The sequence below is a fragment of the uncultured Porphyromonas sp. genome, assembly GCF_915070105.1.
Lineage (GTDB): Bacteria > Bacteroidota > Bacteroidia > Bacteroidales > Porphyromonadaceae > Porphyromonas.
Map to the genome: position 1 here is coordinate 1 of NZ_CAJZFJ010000056.1, position 14479 is coordinate 14479.

General features: G+C 53.4%; 16 protein-coding genes. All 16 read left to right on the forward strand.

The window, feature by feature from the left end; translation table 11 throughout:
• Window positions 1-637: 637 nt before the first annotated feature.
• Complete coding sequence (locus tag QZ554_RS06400; RefSeq protein ID WP_297195147.1) at window positions 638-1345, forward strand: energy transducer TonB; 708 nt, start codon at window positions 638-640, stop codon at window positions 1343-1345.
• A gap of 245 nt (window positions 1346-1590) precedes the next feature.
• Window positions 1591-2508 (forward strand): DMT family transporter, encoded by a 918-nt coding sequence (locus tag QZ554_RS06405; protein WP_297195149.1) that lies wholly within the window; start codon window positions 1591-1593, stop codon window positions 2506-2508.
• Window positions 2509-2618: 110 nt separating this feature from the next.
• The gene (locus QZ554_RS06410; protein WP_297195151.1) at window positions 2619-3230 is read left to right on the forward strand and encodes a DUF4254 domain-containing protein; all 612 of its coding nucleotides are present in this window, start codon (window positions 2619-2621) and stop codon (window positions 3228-3230) included.
• Between the two features lie 24 nt (window positions 3231-3254).
• The gene (locus tag QZ554_RS06415) at window positions 3255-4322 is read left to right on the forward strand and encodes a glycosyltransferase family 9 protein (protein WP_297195152.1); all 1068 of its coding nucleotides are present in this window, start codon (window positions 3255-3257) and stop codon (window positions 4320-4322) included.
• A 27-nt stretch (window positions 4323-4349) separates the two neighbouring features.
• Complete coding sequence (locus tag QZ554_RS06420) at window positions 4350-4856, forward strand: S4 domain-containing protein (protein WP_297195154.1); 507 nt, start codon at window positions 4350-4352, stop codon at window positions 4854-4856.
• Between the two features lie 26 nt (window positions 4857-4882).
• Window positions 4883-5431, forward strand: coding sequence for a histidine phosphatase family protein (locus QZ554_RS06425; protein WP_297195156.1), 549 nt, complete (start codon window positions 4883-4885; stop codon window positions 5429-5431).
• 76 nt (window positions 5432-5507) lie between these two features.
• Window positions 5508-5990 (forward strand): ferritin, encoded by a 483-nt coding sequence (locus QZ554_RS06430; RefSeq protein WP_297195158.1) that lies wholly within the window; start codon window positions 5508-5510, stop codon window positions 5988-5990.
• Window positions 5991-6212: 222 nt separating this feature from the next.
• Window positions 6213-6578 (forward strand): rhodanese-like domain-containing protein, encoded by a 366-nt coding sequence (locus tag QZ554_RS06435; RefSeq protein WP_297195160.1) that lies wholly within the window; start codon window positions 6213-6215, stop codon window positions 6576-6578.
• Window positions 6579-6608: 30 nt separating this feature from the next.
• Complete coding sequence (locus QZ554_RS06440) at window positions 6609-6905, forward strand: glutaredoxin-related protein (RefSeq protein WP_297195162.1); 297 nt, start codon at window positions 6609-6611, stop codon at window positions 6903-6905.
• 733 nt (window positions 6906-7638) lie between these two features.
• Window positions 7639-8517, forward strand: a complete 879-nt coding sequence (locus QZ554_RS06445) for a nucleoside phosphorylase (protein WP_297195164.1) — start codon at window positions 7639-7641, stop codon at window positions 8515-8517.
• 34 nt (window positions 8518-8551) lie between these two features.
• Window positions 8552-8941, forward strand: coding sequence for a fluoride efflux transporter CrcB (gene crcB, locus QZ554_RS06450; RefSeq protein WP_297195165.1), 390 nt, complete (start codon window positions 8552-8554; stop codon window positions 8939-8941).
• Between the two features lie 66 nt (window positions 8942-9007).
• The gene (locus QZ554_RS06455) at window positions 9008-10444 is read left to right on the forward strand and encodes a DUF3078 domain-containing protein (RefSeq protein WP_297195167.1); all 1437 of its coding nucleotides are present in this window, start codon (window positions 9008-9010) and stop codon (window positions 10442-10444) included.
• 262 nt (window positions 10445-10706) lie between these two features.
• Window positions 10707-11126 carry an RNA-binding S4 domain-containing protein gene (locus QZ554_RS06460; protein ID WP_297195169.1) on the forward strand — a complete coding sequence of 140 codons (420 nt, stop codon included), beginning with the start codon at window positions 10707-10709 and terminating at the stop codon, window positions 11124-11126.
• 53 nt (window positions 11127-11179) lie between these two features.
• Entirely contained in the window at window positions 11180-11446 is a 267-nt protein-coding gene (locus QZ554_RS06465; RefSeq protein WP_297195171.1) for a PqqD family protein, read from the forward strand.
• On the forward strand, window positions 11443-12582 hold the full coding sequence (locus QZ554_RS06470; protein ID WP_297195172.1) for a nucleotidyltransferase family protein: 1140 nt from the start codon (window positions 11443-11445) through the stop codon (window positions 12580-12582). Before QZ554_RS06465 ends, QZ554_RS06470 begins: the two co-directional genes overlap by 4 nt.
• Before the next feature lies 1 nt (window position 12583).
• A complete protein-coding gene (locus tag QZ554_RS06475; protein WP_297195174.1) occupies window positions 12584-14194 on the forward strand; it encodes an ABC transporter ATP-binding protein in 1611 nt (536 codons plus the stop codon).
• The last annotated feature ends 285 nt before the right edge of the window (window positions 14195-14479 follow it).

Below are 14479 nucleotides of genomic sequence, written 5' to 3' on the forward strand. Positions count from 1 at the left end.
GCGTGTATACAGTTGTGTACACGTGGGTATACTGTTGTGTACACACGTGTATACTTTCCCCTCCTAGGTAGTAGGTATATCCTTGGTGAGTATATGCCTAGGGCACAGCTGTCTCGATCTTCGGTGTATGCACCTCGACTACATTGCCCTCGGCCTCTCGTGATTTCATGCCTCAGCCTAGGAGGCTTCCTCCTCCCCGCCTACACGTTGTCTCCTCTGCCTTGACTCTATCTACTCGCAGGTATGGGGAAGTGTAGGGGCGATATGTCGCTCCTTTGGGTAGGGATAGATAGGGAGGTCGTACCTCCTAGGAGCAGGTGCGGTATGTTCTTTGGTTCCCTATTGGGGTGGTTTTCCGAGGGTGGTCAGTCTGTGCTCGTTCACCTTGTCGTATGGACTTCGTGTATGGTAGGTCGGTGGGCTGGGGGGCGAGATGGATGTAGAGGGAAGAGGGGGCTCCATATATTTATTGTGTGTCGTGATGCGTTTTCTGTATAGAGAATACTCGTGCTTCACCTACGATATCACGTGGAGAGGAGCAACGTAGCGAATATATTCGTATATTTGCTACCAAGAAAGCAATGTCCGCACCCCAATAATAGGTGCATATCTAACTAACTCAAACTAGTGTAGCAGTATGGAAATCAAGAAGTCCGCAAAGGCTGACCTCGAGCGTGGCAAGGGTCTGTCTCTCCTGCTCGGGTTATTGGTTGCTCTCTCTGTAGTGTTCGTTGGCTTGGAGTGGCGCAGTGCTGTCGCACAAGCTCAGACGACAGATAGAGGCTTCGATGCCCAGGAGATCGAGGACGTAATGAACATTGAGGATCAGCAGAAGCCAGAGGAGCCCGAGCCCGAGCCACAGCAGGCTCAGCAGGTGGAAATCCAGCTTCCTGATGAGATCAAGGTCGTAAGCAACGATAAGGAGGTCATCAAGCCTACCATCATCTCCGTAGACCAGGATAAGCCCCTGCCTCCCCCTAACATCCCCCTCGGGACGAAGAATGTGCAGGTAGACGAAGACGTAGACCAGGCTGTCTTCGAGATTGTAGAAGAGAACCCTGAGTTCCCCGGTGGTCCAGAAGCCCTCCTAAAGTATCTCACTAAGAACATCGTCTATCCAGAGAGTGCTGTCGACAATGGTATCCAGGGTCGTGTCACGGTACGCTTCGTCGTAGAGCGTGATGGCTCTGTCTCTGGTGTCGAGATTCAGAAGGGCGTAGACCAGGCTCTCGACAAGGAGGCTATGCGTGTCGTCAAGGGTATGCCTAAGTGGAAGCCCGGTAGACAGCAGGGGAGAACAGTACGTACACGCTTCAGCGTGCCCGTTGTGTTCCGCCTACAGTAATTCATCTTTTGATCTGATGAGGGGCTGACACACACCCTCGTATATGATCAGAGATACGAACAGGAAACTCCCCCGAGGTCTCTCCTCGGGGGAGTTTCTTTACCCCTCCTGCCCGATGGAATGCTCCCCAGCCTCCCTAATAGGAAGCGAATGGGGAGTAGACGGAGCATGCCATTCGTGATGAGGAGTATGGGACGAGGGGAAAGACTATATTTATGAGCTCTTAATGATAGAAGAAATAAGCAATGGATAGATTCAAAGGCTTCGTCTATGGGATGATCGCCGCCTCGACTTTTGGGCTGATCCCACTCTTTACTCTGCCCACGATGGCAGAGGGGCTTACGACGGATAGTATCCTGACCTATCGGATGTTCCTTGCCTGCCTATTCGTTTTGATCCTGATGCGTGTACGTGGCGTCTCACTGCGTACCAATCTGAAGGAGCTCCGCTGGTTCGCCTTCCTTGGCTTCTTCTACTATGGCTCTGCAGCTCTCCTCTTTCAGGGCTATCATACCATGAGCAGTGGTATGGCCACCACACTGCACTTCCTCTATCCCATCGGGACGACGCTCATTATGGCGATCGTCTTCCGCCAGCGTACCTCCATCTACACGGTGATCGCTATTGCCCTCGGTCTGTCGGGTGTCGCCCTGCTGAGCCTAAGGGGTGGGGTAGGACAGACGACCTCGATCATAGGGATCCTACTCGTGCTCCTCTCGGGGCTCTCCTATGCGATCTACCTCGTCACGGTGAACAATGTCCGTCGCCTCCGTGAGATGGACAACCTAAAGCTAACCTTCTATGCGATCTTCTTCAGCGGGATCTTCTTCCTCACCGATACTCTACTCTCTGGAGGCGTACAGTCCATACCTAGCCGAGGGGCTATAGTGAACCTCCTCCTGCTAGCCCTCCTGCCTACCCTCATCTCCAACCTCGCCCTCGTGCGAGCCATCAAGAGCATAGGCTCTACGCTGACCTCCGTCCTCGGGGCTATGGAACCCCTAACGGCCATCGTTATGGGGGTGCTCTTCCTCGGGGAGCAGGTCTCCTCAGTGATGCTCCTCGGGGTCATCCTCATCCTCAGCGCCGTGACGATCATCGTCCTCTCCCCCCTGCTGGATAAGAATATAGCGGATCGCCTCAAGCGGTTTGCCAAGAAGTAGGCCTAGGTAGAGAGTCCTGCACCTCGAGCCGTACCTAGCGTAGTTGTAGCTTTTTCCTTATCTTTGGTCAGTAATGAATGCCTTACTAATGAGGCATAGAGTACATAGATATGGAGCATTTCAGCCAACTAGCCACGCGTATCTTCAGAGAGGCTATCGCCGTCTACGAAGCAAAGGGGAGCATAGATACGCCCCCCCAGAATCCCTATCCCGAGCGCACGATAGAGCACGACCTATTTCGCAAGAACTGGATCGATAACGCCCAGTGGTGCCTAGAGGATGTCATCCGTGACCCTGAGATAGACCCCGTATATGCACTACAGATCAAGCGACGTATCGACCGAAGTAACCAGGAGCGTACAGACCTCGTCGAGCTCATCGATAGCTTCTTCCTCCAGAAGTACGCTGACGTCAAGGTCGAGCCGAGTGCGAAGATCAACACCGAGAGCCCAGCCTGGGCTATCGACCGTCTCTCCATCCTCGAGCTGAAGATCTACAATATGAATAAGGCTCTGCAAGGAGCAGGCTCCGATGAAGCCCTGCTGAAGAAGTGCCGTGACAAGCTCGCTGTACTCACCGAGCAGGAGCATGACCTGACACAGGCTATCGATGAGCTCCTAGAGGATATAGCCTCGGGACGTAAGTACATGAAGGTCTACAAGCAGATGAAGATGTACAACGACCCTGAGCTTAACCCCATGCTCAAGGGTCAGAGCCTCTAACCTCGCCCCTCCCTTCCTTCCCCCTTGGCACGCTATCTCGTCATTCGCCTCTCCGCCATAGGAGATGTGGCGATGCTTATACAGCTCCTCTACTCAGTGGCACGTGCCAATGAGCAGCACGACTTCGTCCTGCTCACTCAGCCCTTCATCACTGAGCTACTCCTCGATCCTCCTGATAATGTGGAGGCGATGGCGATAGATATTCGCAACGAGGAGCACAGCCTGCTGGGGCTCGCACGCTATGCCCGTAGGCTTAGGCTGGAGCACTTCGACGCTGTGCTGGACCTACATGATGTCCTGCGTACGAAGCTCCTTAGGGGATACCTACGCCTCTTCGGTATCCCGACCAAGCACCTCGCTAAGCCCCGCAAGGAGCGTCGTCGGCTCGTACGCAACCGTCCAGGGAAGGATCTGACCCCACTGCCCCCGATGTGGCAGCTCTATCGCAAGGTCTTTCTTGAGGCTGGGCTCTCCGTCCCCGAGGTCATTCCCCCGATCGATATACATCCCTCACTACAGGAGAGCTTCGAGCGTCTGCATCCCGAGCTACTACAGGGTCGTGGGAGCAAGGTGCGCTTAGGTATAGCACCCTTTGCCTCCACACGTGCTAAGACCTACTCCCCCCCGAAGATGAAGGAGGCAGTACGGCAGTTAGCTGACGATGGACGCTTCGAGATCCTCCTCTTCGGAGGACGAGGTCGAGAGGCCGAGACCTTACGCGAATGGGCTAAGGAGCTCCCTCAGACGCACTCGGTAGCAGGTACCCTAGACTTCTCCGAGGAACTGATCCTGATGGCGACACTTGATGTCGTCGTCTCGATGGATAGCGCCAATATGCACCTGGCTTCGCTGGTCGGTGTCCGTGTGCTCTCCGTCTGGTGCTGTACACATCCTGCAGCGGGCTTCCTAGGTATAGGGCAGAGCTGGGAGGACTGTCTCCAGCCCGAGGGACTTGACCGGCGCCCATGCAGTATCTTCGGTGATAACAAGCATTGCCACTCGGGAGACTTCCTGTGCTCCGAGGCGATGCCCCCAGAGATGATCGTGAGACCATTACTAGAGCTGGCCGATAGACAGGCTCTACAATCATAACTCCCCCCTTTTTCTTTACCCCCCCAAATGAAACTGAGAATCAATAAGCTGATTAGCGATGCTGGGCTTGGCTCTCGCCGTGACGTAGAGGAGTATATCCGTCGTGGTCGTGTCAAGATCAATGGAAGAGTAGCACACCTCGGAGACCTCGTCTCAGAGGAGGATGTGGTATTCTTCGATGAGGTAGACCTCCCCGTCAAGGAGCTAATCCGTGACCATGTCGCCGAGGAGAAGCTACAGGCTCGTCAGAGACAGGAGGCTGAGCGTCCTCGCACCAAGAGCCGTCAGGCTGAGCGTGCCGAGAGTCAGCGCCAGCAGGCAGCCCCCAAGAGCGCAGCCCTACGCAAGACGAGCAAGAATAACCCTGAGAACCGCCGCCAGTACAAGGCTCGTAGTGAGGGCTGGTACGATGAGGATCAGGAGGCTGATGAGCGTCTAGTGCGCCATCGTAACAGTGGCCGCCGAGGGAGTGCACGCACTCAGCAGCCCGCTGGACGCCAGCGGGGGCGTAAGCATAATAACTGGGAGGAGTAAGCCCTATCCCCCTAGATCACGGATCAATGAAAGTCTATATCGTCCGTCATACCTCTGTCGTCCTCGATGGGAACCTCATCTGCTACGGCTATTCCGATATTGATGTCCGCCCCACCTTCGTCGAGGAGGCTACGATTACTCGCCGTGAGCTCGAGGGACTCTGCTTCGATGGGGTCTTCTCTAGCCCGCTGAGACGTGCTCGTAAGCTCGCTACCTTCTGTGGCTATCCCGAGCCTATCACAGATGATCGGCTCAAGGAGATGAACTTCGGTCAGTGGGAAGGTCGTCCATGGAGTGAGATCATCATCGGTGAGGGTACGGAAGAGTTCTTCCTCCGCTACATCGAGGAGCCTACTCCTGGGGGAGAGTCGCTGAGGATGCAGTATGAGCGAGTGCGGAGCTTCCTGGTGGAGAAGAGGGCAGAGGGATACCAGCAGATCCTAGTCTTCTGCCACGGAGGGGTTATTAACTGTGCACGTACGCTCGCAGGACTCTGTCAGCTCGAGGAGGCTTATGCTACGATCCCCTCCTTTGGCTCTGTCACAGAGCTAGACTTTACTATTCTTGATCGTTAGTGAACAATGTAGGGTCACGGGTTGTACTTAGCTAAAACGGTTTTATCACTTAATAATTAGATTTCATCATTATCCTATGAAGTTTACAGAAAGAATGCAGGATGCGATCAACGGGCAGATTATGCTCGAGATGTGGTCCGCCAATATCTACCTCTCTATGTCCGCCTACTTCGCTAGTCAGGGTCTAGACGGCTTCGCTCACTGGTACCGCCAGCAGTATCGTGAGGAGCTAGAGCACGCTGAGGACATGATCCAGTATGTCATCCAGCGTGGAGGCCGAGTGAAGATCCAGGCTATCCCCGAGGTAGAGACGGAGTTCGACTCTGCACTGCAGATAGCTGAGAAGGCTTATGCTCATGAGTGTCTCGTCTCCGAGAAGATCGAGGGGCTCGTCCGCCTAGCCTCTGAGGAGAAGGATATGCCTTCGCAGGACTTCTTCTGGAAGTACATCCGTGAGCAGGTAGAGGAAGAGGCAACAGCCTCCTCACTCGTAGACCGAGTCCGTCTGGCTTCGGATCATGCGATCATCTTCCTAGACAAGGAGCTCAGCGCACGCTAGAGCCCGCTCCTATTAGGCACCTACCAACAGGGCTACGCTGTATCTAATCACAGCGTAGCCCTGTTTGCTTATCTATACAGGGGGCGGAGAATAGTCTTGATCCCTTACTTCGAGGCCTAGAGGGGACGAGGAATGAACCTCTCTAGTGGATCTCTAGTTACCCACTAGAGAGGCTGACTCCCTTAGCCTAATGAACACCTAAGTATATAACAGTAATATAAAATGAACCCATCTATCCCTACCCCCCGAGAGGCTGATAACCTAGATGTCATCGAGGTGCTAGAGCCTCGGGACTTCCTCTCCCGCCTACAGGCCGACCCAAGAGCCTTCGTCCTAGATGTACGCCGTCCTGAGGAGTATGCCAGCGGTCACCTCGCTGGAGCCCAGTCCCTCGACTGGATGAATGAGGAACTCTTCCGCCAGGGTCTCTCTAGGCTGGATAAGTCGCTCTCCTATTATGTCTACTGCCGCAGTGGCAAGCGTAGCCACGCTGCTACACAGATGATGAAGTCACAGGGCTTCGAGGTCTGCGATATGCAGGGAGGGATTCTCTACTGGGAGGAACTAGGTCTACCCCTAGAGCGATAAGTATAACACAGAATAAGCAAAGAATAGACGATGATTAAGATCTATGGAATGAGTAGCTGCCCCGACTGCACGTATGTATGGGAGCAGGTTAAGGATAACCCAGCGTATGAGGTGATCGACTTTGGCCTTCACGTGTCTGATCTGAAGGCCTTCCTCAAGCTGAGAGATCACAATAGTGTCTTCGATGATGCACGTGCACGTGGAGCAGCTGGCATCCCATGCTTCGTACTCGAGGATGGTCGAGTGACCCTAAGCCCAGAGGAGGCAGGGCTACGCTCTTGTCCCGCAGAGGGGCAGGCTTGTAGTCTAGATGGGAGCGGCTGCTAAGGCTTTGAGCCTCTCTAGTCTCTATGGTGTATGGGTGCTGGAGTACTCTAGTGTCTTGAATGGCCTAGCGGGTTTAACGACGACTCCTTAGCCACCCTTCCTACACCGAATATTATATATGCGGACATCAGATGGCCTCCCTTGAGAGGGAGTGCCTCTGGTGTCCGTTTGCTTTGGGGTTCCTTGGTCATGTGCTCTTCGTGTGGAGCATCGTAGCCTTCCCTAGAGAGGACTCTTTTTGCATAGAAAGGTGATAGGAAATGGTATAGGGATGGGCTGGTAGAGGCTAAGATGAGGTTAAGGGGCGATCATGGCTGAGGCATGGGGACACCTAGAGGGCGAGGGCAAAATGATCGAGGAGCATAGATAGAATATAGAAACATCTGTACGCTAGGTGCGGAGAGATCAAGTATGTACTCCTTCCCAGGAGGGAAAAGTGTACACATGTGTATACCATAGTGTACCCACGTGTATACATCTGTGTACACGCGTGTACACTACTGCGCTCTAAGTATGACCTCTGTAGGCTCTCTTTTATGCGGTTTTCCCCAGACTAACATGAGGCACTCCAGAGATATGGGTAAGGCTCCCTTAGCTATGAAATAGTCTTCCCCAAAGAGTGGAGAATATCCTAAGAGATCATGCGTCGGCCTTGGTCGGAACGAGGGGAAATAAAAGTATTCTTGTACCTTTGCCTTATAAGTAATACTATTCAAGCTAACTGCAATATATTATGAGCAACCAACGTATCATCCCTTCATCCGAACTGATCATCAATAGTGATGGCTCTATATTCCATCTCCACCTACGCCCAGAGCAACTCGCCGACCGAGTTTTCCTCGTCGGTGACCCTGCCCGTGTCGATATGGTAGCCAGTCGCTTCGACAGCATCGAGTGCAGTGTCTCTAGCCGTGAGTTCCACACGATCACGGGACTCTATCGAGGTAAGCGGATCAGCGTGGTGAGTCACGGCATCGGTACGGATAACATCGATATTGTCCTCAACGAGCTCGATGCCCTAGCTAATATTGACTTCGAGACACGTCAGGAGAAGGAGCACTTCCGCCAGCTGACTCTAGTACGGGTCGGGACCTCTGGTGGCCTTCAGGACGAGACTCCTATCGGCACCTATGTGGCAGCTGAGCACTCGATCGGCTTCGACGGAGTACTCTACTTCTATGCAGGGTCAGAGCGTGTGCGTGACAGAGCCTTTGAGCAGGCCTTGATCGACCAGCTGAGCTGGAGCGTAGAGGGGCTTCGTCCTTATGTCGTCTCCTCTTGTCCCCAGCTCCTAGATCAGATCTGTCAGGGGGATGTCCTACGTGGTAATACGATCGCAGCTAATGGCTTCTATGGTCCTCAGGGCAGACAGCTACGCCTAGCTCTGCAGGATCCTGATCTGAATAAGAAGATCCAGGCCTTCGACTACGAGGGGGCTCATCTGACGAACTATGAGATGGAGAGCTCCTCTCTAGCTGGGCTAGCTGCCCTCATGGGGCATCGTGCGATGACCGTCTGCTGTATCATCGCTGGGCGTAAGGCTCAGAATATGAATACGGACTACAAGGGGAGCATCGAGGGGCTGATCGACCTCGTCCTAGAGCGTATCTAGCCTTAGTTCGCCTTACTCCGCTATCCCTCCCTCTATGGATCAGCCATCCTTGCCGGGACTTCTCTTCATCTTCCTAGGTGGAGGGCTGGGCAGTCTCCTCCGCTATTTCTTAGGGGTCGGGTGTCGCTACCTAGTGCCTAGCTCTAGTGCGATATTCCCATGGGGGACGCTCTTAGTCAATGTCCTTGGCTCGTTCCTCATCGGATATCTAGTGGAGCGCTATCATAGTGGGCTGGGGCTAGAACAGTTCTTGTGGGTCGTGGGCTTCTGTGGAGGCTTCACGACCTTCTCCACCTTCACGCTGGAGGTCTATTCGTACTTCGTAGAGGGTCTCTTCTGGCAAGGGATCCTCTATGTCGTGGGGAGTGTCCTCCTTGGTCTCACCGCCCTATATCTTGGCTTTCGTCTTGCTGGAGCCCAGTAGATCTGTATAGAGAGGGGCTGGGGAATATGTATCTTTGTAGCTAGCAAACGAAGAACCTAGTACGATATGAATATATTGATACGTCGCTATACCCTCCTAGCTCTTGTGGCTCTCGTGTCCTATACACTAGGGGAGTCTCAGACACCTACTGTCGCTGACCAAGTCTATACGCTCGATAGTCTCAGTAAGGGAACGAGCGAGTACTATGTCCCCAGAGAGGTGACCTCTGATGTGCTCCTCGAGCTACTGGCTACTACACCGAGTCTCGAGGCTCAGCTCATCGACTTCTACTCTCGAGGGGGGCTAGATGCCCAGCCTACTCGCTCGCTCCTCATGGCGAGACTGATGATGCCGCGTCCGTGGTCTGCTCCCTCGAGGTCCCTCCTGATGCGTCCTCGTCTGTCTGTCGAGGTCTCCCCAGAGCGACTCTATAGCCTGCATGAGATGCCTAGCCCCAGCGCAGAGGACTACAGGAGAGAGGCTGCTCTGTCCCTCCTCGGTCAGTTCGCCGCCGCTTCGGTCAAGCGAAATCCAAGCTCCTTTGCCTTGGAGAGTAGCCAGCACTCACCGAGCCTAGCTCTAGCCAAGCCAAGCGGTGAGTCGATAGAGCGTGCCCTAGAGGGCTATGTTCAGGATAGCAAGCTAGCTCCGATACAGCTACCCGAGAAGCGAGACTACACGGAGCTACGTGAGCGCAGCTGGGTACCCGGGCTGGAGAGCACCATACAGTTCTCGCAGAACCGTGTGTCGGACAACTGGTATAAGGGTGGAGCATCTAACCTCAACCTCTACATGCGCAACTATCTATCCCTAAGCTATATCACGGATCGTGTGCTGTGGAAGAATGAGCTGGAGAGCAAGCTGAGTATCTACAACGCAGATAAGGACAGCGTCCATCGCTATCGTATCGCAGATGACCTACTGCGCCTACGCAGTAACTATGGTGTACGTGCCTTCAACAAGGTCTATTATACCCTCGATGGAGAGCTACGTACGCAGCTCTTCGAGTCCTACCGAGAGAATAAGACCAGCCTGCAGTCGGACCTCTTCTCCCCCTTCACGCTGAACGTCGGCCTCGGTCTCAAGTACGACTATACCAAGAAGTCTACGAAGGTCTACGGGCGCTTCTTCCACCTGTCGGTCAATGTCGCTCCGATCTCCTATACCTACAGAGGGACGAGCAATCGTAATATCGACCTCGGGAGACATGGGCTAGCCCCAGACAAGATCTGGTATCAGCGCTTTGGTTCGACCATACGTGCCAACTGGGAGTGGAAGTTCAACCTGAATCTGACCTGGAGCTCTCGCCTCTACTTCAATACGTCCTATCAGGCCACCGAAGTCGAGTGGGAGAATACCCTCGATATGGCATTGACCCGATACTTCTCCACACGACTCAATCTCAACCTCCGCTTCGATGACGCTGTCCGACCAGCCCAGACTTGGAATAAGTACCTACAGTACAATGAGCTCTTGAGCTTTGGCTTCAATTATCGCCTCTGATTCGCATCAGTTAAGCTCATTTGACTGCTAGGACTATACCTGCTCTATCCTCTTGCCTCTCACCTCTTCTATCCTAGGGTGCTGAGTATAGAGCCGTATATACTCGCCCTAATAATCAGCTTGAGTTTCCTCTATTATAGGAGGGTGTAGAAGGGGGGTATATTCCAAATAGAGATAGAGACAACGCACATAAGAATAACCTATGTATTTTAGTTAATAATTAAGTACATTTGCATTGTAGATTAGAGATAAAAAGAAACAGATGGAGGAGGTTCGAGTAGATAAGTGGCTCTGGGCGGTACGCGTATTCAAGACTCGTTCGATCGCTACCGAAGCCTGTAAGAAGGGACGCATATCCATCGCAGGAGTGACTGTCAAGCCCTCACGAACCATCCGAGTGGGAGAGGTCGTTACCGTCCGTAAGCCTCCTATCGAATACTCCTTCCGTGTCGTCCAGCTCCTAGGCTCAAGGGTCGGGGCAAAGCGGGTCGCTGAGTTCATGGAGAACGTCACCCCACGAGAGCAGTATGAGCTCCTAGAGCTCCAGCGTGTCTCAGGCTTTGTTGATCGAGCTAAGGGGCTAGGAAGGCCGACCAAGAAGGATCGCCGAGACCTAGACCAGTTTGCTGAGGACCTGCCAGAGGGTATGGATCTCTTTGACTGGGATGACGACTGGGACTGATGTGATCCCCAGAGTAATAGTAAAGACGATGAAGTAGATAAAAGACAAATAGTATGAGAATAAAAGACCAGATCTCGCTACGTAAGATAGCAGATGAGTACATCATGATCGTAGGCTCAGATGATAGCCTAGATTATACCCAGGCTGTGAGTCTCAATGATAGTGCTGCCTATCTCATCGAGAATGTCCGAGACGAGGACTTTACATCCGAGGATTGGGTCGATCTACTTACAGAGCGATATGACGTTAGCAAGGAACTAGCTGCAGCAGATGTAGAGAGCTTGATTCTGATGCTCCAAGAGGCCAACGTAATAGATTGAGTACTACGCACGCCCTGTCCCACGAGGAGCAGCTCTTCCTAGACCTCCTCGCTGCGGCTCTACATCGACGCATACCAGATACAGAGTCCTTCGTAGGTCTCTCCTCTAGTGTGTGGAGTAGGATTCATAGGTTGATGATCGCACATGCCGTCTCGGCATTTGTGGGTGATCGTGTACTCCTCCTTGCTAAGGAGGCATTGCCCGATCGTCCCCTTCGCCTAACAATCTTCTCTGAGATCGAGCTGACTCGGCGTGGCAATAAGTACCTAGCTAAAGCCTTAGGGCGAATCTCTGCTCTCTACGAAGCTAACGACCTCCCCTTTGTACTGCTCAAGGGGCTAGGGCTAGGGCTCTTCTACCCTGATCCTACGCTACGTACAGGGGGCGATCTAGACACCCTCTTCTACCGACCTGGGGACTATGAGCGAGCCAATGCACTACTCACCTCTGAGGGCTACTACCTGCATGACGACTCAGAGGTGCGCTATGGACATACCGCCTTCTCCTACGAGCGGACGATCGTAGAGAACCATGCCCGAGCAGTCTTCTTTGACTACAAGAAGTACAACGACTTCTTCGACAACCTCGTCAGGGAGGCTGCCGAGCACAAGCGTTTCATCTCCATTAGCTATGAGGGATATACCTTCCAGACACTGCCTCATGAGCTAAACATCGTCTATACCTTCATCCACATGTTCTTCCATTGGTTGCATTGGGGAGTGGGCTTCCGTCAGTATTGTGATTGGATCCTGCTGATGACGCACCTAAGGGGAAAGGTGGATACCCAGGAGATCGAGCGTATCGCCCGTGCCCTAGACATCCTCTATCCGATGCAGCTCTTTGCTCAGGCTGCTGAGCTCTACCTACAGGTGTCGCCGGAGATTTTCCCCTTCCCACGGCTGGAGGCTAAAGATGCCTATTCGGATCAGATCATCAGAGATGTACTGCACAGTGGCAACTTCGGCTTTAGCCAGCGTCCTGATCGTGCTCGTAGTCGCTTGCTCACTGACCTAAGGAAGCTCGTCTTCAAGGCTCGTCGTTCCTACCGACTGCATGCCATCGCACCTACCCACGCTTCCCGTATCATTTGGGGCTCGATCATTGGTCATCTGATGCTCCGCCTGCGTAAGCTTTGAGATGCTTGACCTTGTTCGTTTCATCCTTAGAGGGCATAAGTGGAGTATACTACTGATCCTCTTGCTTGGGTTTGGGATGGTGGTGACCAACCTCGTCTTCATCTGGCTCTCTAAGTGTGTAATCGACATCGCCTCGCATCAGAGGGGAGGTTCTATCCATGCCTTTGCCGCAGCACTCGTCATCACCTTAGCCATACAGGTACTCTGCCGAATAGGCTCCGTACGTCTCTCGGGCTATACAGCAGCTCACATGAGCAATGCTGTCCAGGCCAAGGTCTTCTCCCACCTCCTCTATACCCGCTGGGCTAGCCTCGGCAAGATGCACAGCGGAGACCTCGTCGTCCGTATGCTCAAGGATACGGAGAGTGTTGTCTCTTTCTTCGTTACCGTCCTTCCCTCTAGTATTGTTGCCTTAGTTCAGCTTGTCGGGGCACTTGCTCTCCTCTACTACTTTAGTCCAACGCTTGCCCTCATCCTCGGTGTGGGGATGCCCTTCTTAGCGGTCTTTGGGAAGTTCTACTACAAGCGTATGCGCCGCTACACGGACGAGATGAAGCAGCATGAGAGTGAGATCACAGCACACATACAGGAGAGCCTACTGAACCAGACCGTCATACGTACCTTCGAGCGTCAGGGTACAGCCATTGATAACCTTAGCTTCCTCCATACCCTATATCTTCGATCCGTCAAGAGGCAGACCTTCGTCTCGGTCTTTGCCAACCTGATCATGCAGGCTGCCTTCTCGGGTGGCTATATCGTGGCCTTCCTCTGGAGTGCACGAGAGCTCTATGCTGGGGCGATCACCTTTGGGCTGATGACCTCCTTCCTGCAGCTGGTTGCGCGTATTCAGTCGCCCTTGACCTCGCTGATTTCTAATCTTCCCCTACTGATCTCCTCCAAGTCCTCACTGGATCGTCTCGTGAACCTCCTAGAGTTCAAGACCGAGCACATGGGGAGACGCATCCTACTCTCTGGCCAAGTAACCTTAGAGGTGCAGGATATGAGCTTCCGCTATGGTGATGATGAGAACTGGGTCTATGAGGGCTTTAGCTTCTCTGCACATACGGGGCAGATGGTTGCATTGATGGGGCGAACGGGGGCTGGTAAGACTACACTGCTAAGGCTCCTTCTAGGTCTCATCACTCCAACTTCGGGTACGATCCGCCTATTGGAGGGATCTTCGTCCTATCGGATAGGAGAGGAGACACGTGGCAACTTCGTCTATGTCCCTCAGGGAGGATCGCTCTTCAGCGGTACGATCCGTGAGAACCTCCTCCTTGGCGACGAACGAGCCTCGGATGAGCGTCTTCGTGAAGTCCTTCGTCTAGCTGTCGCTGACTTCGTCTTTGACCTTCCACTTGGGCTCGATACGCTTATCGGGGAGCGAGGGGTAGGGCTCTCCGAGGGACAGTCACAGCGCATTGCCATCGCTCGGGCGCTCCTTCGTCCAGGTAAGATCCTACTGCTGGACGAAGCGACCTCCGCCCTAGACCAAGACACTGAGCGGCAGTTCCTCTCCTATCTGAAGATGCAGGCTCGTGATCGACTAATTCTCTTCATCACACATCATCCCGAGGTGGCAGCGACCTGCGATGTCGTTGTCCGTCTCTAGGCACTGCCGCTAGGGGAGTACGTGAGGGAGCAAGGCATAGCTAAGGCTAGCCGTGCTCCCTCACGTTTCTTTTGCACATAGCTCGCTAAGCCCTCTGGTGATAGAAGGGCTGAGGCATGAAATTACCATAGTGCGAGGGCAAGGTCATCAAGGAATATGCGTCAAAGATAGAAGTATCCGTGTCCTAGGTGCAGAGATCCCCAGCGAATCCCTCCTACCTAGGAGGCATGAGTATACACGTGTGTACACAACAGTATACCCACGTGTACACAACTGTATACACGC

What these genes read in the sequence shown, in the direction of transcription:
- QZ554_RS06455 (WP_297195167.1), top strand. Translation starts at nt 9,008, where the DNA reads ATGAATATATTGATACGTCGCTATACCCTCCTAGCTCTTGTGGCTCTC.
- QZ554_RS06465 (WP_297195171.1), top strand. Translation starts at nt 11,180, where the DNA reads ATGAGAATAAAAGACCAGATCTCGCTACGTAAGATAGCAGATGAGTAC.
- QZ554_RS06460 (WP_297195169.1), top strand. Translation starts at nt 10,707, where the DNA reads ATGGAGGAGGTTCGAGTAGATAAGTGGCTCTGGGCGGTACGCGTATTC.
- QZ554_RS06430 (WP_297195158.1), top strand. Translation starts at nt 5,508, where the DNA reads ATGAAGTTTACAGAAAGAATGCAGGATGCGATCAACGGGCAGATTATG.
- QZ554_RS06410 (WP_297195151.1), top strand. Translation starts at nt 2,619, where the DNA reads ATGGAGCATTTCAGCCAACTAGCCACGCGTATCTTCAGAGAGGCTATC.
- QZ554_RS06435 (WP_297195160.1), top strand. Translation starts at nt 6,213, where the DNA reads ATGAACCCATCTATCCCTACCCCCCGAGAGGCTGATAACCTAGATGTC.
- QZ554_RS06400 (WP_297195147.1), top strand. Translation starts at nt 638, where the DNA reads ATGGAAATCAAGAAGTCCGCAAAGGCTGACCTCGAGCGTGGCAAGGGT.
- QZ554_RS06445 (WP_297195164.1), top strand. Translation starts at nt 7,639, where the DNA reads ATGAGCAACCAACGTATCATCCCTTCATCCGAACTGATCATCAATAGT.
- QZ554_RS06425 (WP_297195156.1), top strand. Translation starts at nt 4,883, where the DNA reads ATGAAAGTCTATATCGTCCGTCATACCTCTGTCGTCCTCGATGGGAAC.
- crcB (WP_297195165.1), top strand. Translation starts at nt 8,552, where the DNA reads ATGGATCAGCCATCCTTGCCGGGACTTCTCTTCATCTTCCTAGGTGGA.
- QZ554_RS06440 (WP_297195162.1), top strand. Translation starts at nt 6,609, where the DNA reads ATGATTAAGATCTATGGAATGAGTAGCTGCCCCGACTGCACGTATGTA.
- QZ554_RS06405 (WP_297195149.1), top strand. Translation starts at nt 1,591, where the DNA reads ATGGATAGATTCAAAGGCTTCGTCTATGGGATGATCGCCGCCTCGACT.
- QZ554_RS06420 (WP_297195154.1), top strand. Translation starts at nt 4,350, where the DNA reads ATGAAACTGAGAATCAATAAGCTGATTAGCGATGCTGGGCTTGGCTCT.
- QZ554_RS06475 (WP_297195174.1), top strand. Translation starts at nt 12,584, where the DNA reads ATGCTTGACCTTGTTCGTTTCATCCTTAGAGGGCATAAGTGGAGTATA.